A 3,217-nucleotide genomic window follows, 5' to 3' on the forward strand; every position below is an offset into this window, starting at 1 on the left:
TATAACATTTAATTAATTATGTCAAAGGATATTGTTCTTTTTTGGTAATAAAAAAATTGTAATTGCGAGAAAATGAAGCAATCCAATTTGTATAAAATTTCTTTAACTTTGGATTACTTCGGTTTAAAATAGCCTCGTAATGACTATTAAATAAAAAAGACACCGCATTAAATACGATGTCTTTTTACATTTCTTATCTATTCTTATCAATATAAATTAATCTTTATTGCCAATTAGCTTTATCGTCTAAAATTAATCTAATAGTTAATCCTGAAGTCATTAAATGAAAAACCTCGTCTGATAATGCATAACCGCTATTTAATTTTTTAAATTTCAAAGTGAAAGTGCAATCTTTATTGCCACTGCTAATTGTAGGCGGAGTAGAATTATAATCTATATCACTATAAATACTCCAACTATTTCCAAAATATGTTTTAAATAATGTAGTTTCCCCTATAGCGTATGCTAATGAAAATTTTATTCCGCTTGCCCTAACAGTCGAGGCTATATAAATTTTAACGATTTATTTTATATAATTTATTTTTTTCTTCCAGCTTATTTTTTAATTGATTAATTTTTCTTTCTCTAAAATTATCTCTTGTCTTTCTAAACGGTATCCACCAAGCTATTTTATTAATTTTTTTAATATTATCCGACAATATTTTATTTAAATAGAATTCTTTTTTATTTTCGTTTACAACTTTTATAAAAAAATCCACCGTATCTTTATCATAATGTCTTTGAAATAATCTTATTATATATTCGATGTCTTCGTCCGAAATCATATAATTCCAATTTAATTTTAATAAGAAAAAATAATCAAATATAAAATCCATGATATTGTCGTCTAAAATTACCGCTCCAATTCCATAGTTTTTAAAAATTTGATTTTTATCATTAAATAATATTTTCTCACCTCTTATTGCGCTAAATAATATTAAATTTGTCGGAGCCACAAATATGTCATGTATAATTATAATGGCGTTCTTTTTCATATACGGCAATACCATTAAGAAATCTAAAAATTCGCCAGGATTTGAATGTATAGTATCCAACAAACATAAATCTATATCGTTTCCTATTTCATCCATAAATTTAGCCGACACTCCGCCCGTATATAACTTACGATTTTTTAGCAAATGCGGAAATTTTTCTTTTACTATAAATCCGCTGTCTTTACTTTTATCTCTATAAAATTTTTCGTTATAATCAATAGAATATAAAATAGAATTGTCCATATCTTTAACGGCGTTTAATATTATAGACGAACTTCCGCCAGCGGCTACGCCGACTTCCAAAATCTTTTTAGGTTTTGTTAATCTAATAATTCCATTTAAAAATTTTCTTTCCAAATATGTCATTTCGCTTAATTTATTTCCAGGCGTTTCTTCGTCTAAAATTGAATTTATTTCGTCTAATATATCGTTGTCAAAGTTTTCAGGATTATTTATTAGCATTTTTATTTTCTCCAAAATTAAAAATATAGTCATAGCGACTTGAAAAGATATAGCGCTTAAGTATGTTTTTTATAAAGAATAAATTATTTATTGAATATATTAATTTAATAGTTGCCATCGTTCCCGTAAAAAAGCGGAAGCAAATAATAAACTTATTTTTTGCAAAATAGATATATATGTCTAAAAATTTAAGCGTCTTAAAAAATTGAAATATATAAAATTTAAAATTATTTATTAAAAGATATAATTCTTGTTTGCGTTGCGTTGCAAATGCATATACAGTAGTTGTTATTAATCATAACTTAACAGTCCTTATTTATTAATTCCGTTTAATTTTAATAAAAATATAACATAAATAAAAAATATCTCAATAGGTTAAATAAATATTTTTCAATATATTACGACTTTTATACGCTTGCCACAATATATATTTTAATATAATATAACTTAATTAATTTTTAGTTTATAATTACTTTATTTTAATTTTAAATAAATAATTAAGAGGAAAAAACAAAATGAAATATCCAGAATTTTTAACGCCTTTCGTATTCTCGCCGAATATTCCAATAAGATGGTATGGGCTTATGTATATAGTGGGAATAGTAGTTTCCTGTTTGGTTTTAAGCCGTATAAAAAAGAAAGGCTGGATTAAATATAACGACTCCAATGAGGGCGGAGTTTACGATATGGTTTTTTACGCGGCGGTGGGAGCGATAGCGGGAGCAAGATTAGGATATTTTTTATTTTATTCTCCAGCGACTTTTTTGAAACCTTGGGAAATATTGGGAATAAATTTCGACAACGGAATAAGTTTTTCGGGGTTTGCGGGAATGTCGTTTCATGGCGGATTTATAGGAATGTGCGTATCTTTAATTATTTTCAGCAAAAAATATCATTATAGAATTTTATATATAGGCGACCATGCGACTTTGCCATCGAGTTTATGTTTATTCTTCGGACGAATCGGAAATTTTATGAACGCGGAACTTTACGGAAGAGTGACGGATTCTTTTATAGGAATGAAGTTTCCTCTCTACGATTCCGTTGGCGGATACGAAAGATGGGCTGCTATGTTTCCAGCGATAAGACCTTATACGGAAGCGAGACATCCTTCGCAATTATACGAAGCCGTTTTGGAAGGATTGGTTTTGGCTTTGGTTTCTTATTTCATTTTATATTTGAGTCAAAAGAATAAAAAAATAAAAACGGGAACGAGGCTTTGGGTTTGGATGTTGTTATACGGTTTATTTAGAGCTTTTATAGAACAGTTTGCAAGAGATATAACCGAATGGACTATAGGACCGATAACTTCGGGCGCTATATATTCTATATGCATGGTTATAGTAGGAACGGTAATGCTGATTTATACTTACGCTAAAAAATCCGATTAACTAAAATTAAATTACGAAGAAAAAATAATTAAACGGAAAATAAAATGGTTGATGAAATATTTTCAAATAGATGGACTATCGGAATTATATCTTATTTCGTGTTTATAATGTCGGCGAGCGCTCATGAATATTCTCATGCTAGAGTTGCTTATAATTTCGGAGACAAGACGGCGCGGGATTTGGGAAGATTAACTTTAAATCCTCTGGCTCATATAGATATTTTAGGGACTGTTATTTTGCCTTTGCTTGCGGCTTTTACGGGAATTCCAATAATAGGATGGATGAAAGCGGTTCCCGTTAATCCGAATCATTTTAAGAATTTTGAAAGAGACCAAGCGATAGTTTCGTTTGCGGGACCTTTTGCGAATT

The 3,217-nt window shown here is 28.9% G+C and carries 3 protein-coding genes; 2 read left to right on the forward strand and 1 reads right to left on the reverse strand.

Annotated elements, in window-relative coordinates:
• Positions 1-515 precede the first annotated feature (515 nt).
• Entirely contained in the window at positions 516-1,457 is a 942-nt protein-coding gene (locus EZH24_RS09060) for a class I SAM-dependent methyltransferase (RefSeq protein ID WP_161976129.1), read from the reverse strand.
• A gap of 515 nt (positions 1,458-1,972) precedes the next feature.
• Here EZH24_RS09060 and lgt point away from each other — a divergent pair.
• Together lgt and EZH24_RS09070 are read left to right on the forward strand one after the other, a co-directional pair.
• Positions 1,973-2,848, forward strand: coding sequence for a prolipoprotein diacylglyceryl transferase (lgt, locus tag EZH24_RS09065; protein WP_137998839.1), 876 nt, complete (start codon positions 1,973-1,975; stop codon positions 2,846-2,848).
• 44 nt (positions 2,849-2,892) lie between these two features.
• Positions 2,893-3,217: site-2 protease family protein (locus EZH24_RS09070; RefSeq protein ID WP_137998840.1), on the forward strand; the 325-nt coding region annotated here is incomplete at its 3' end.

The organism is Brachyspira catarrhinii, from assembly GCF_005518285.1.
In the GTDB taxonomy this organism is placed as follows: Bacteria; Spirochaetota; Brachyspiria; order Brachyspirales; family Brachyspiraceae; genus Brachyspira; species Brachyspira catarrhinii.

Coding starts and splice junctions, on each gene's coding strand:
- lgt (WP_137998839.1), top strand. CDS start 1,973: ATGAAATATCCAGAATTTTTAACGCCTTTCGTATTCTCGCCGAATATT.
- EZH24_RS09060 (WP_161976129.1), bottom strand. CDS start 1,457: ATGCTAATAAATAATCCTGAAAACTTTGACAACGATATATTAGACGAA.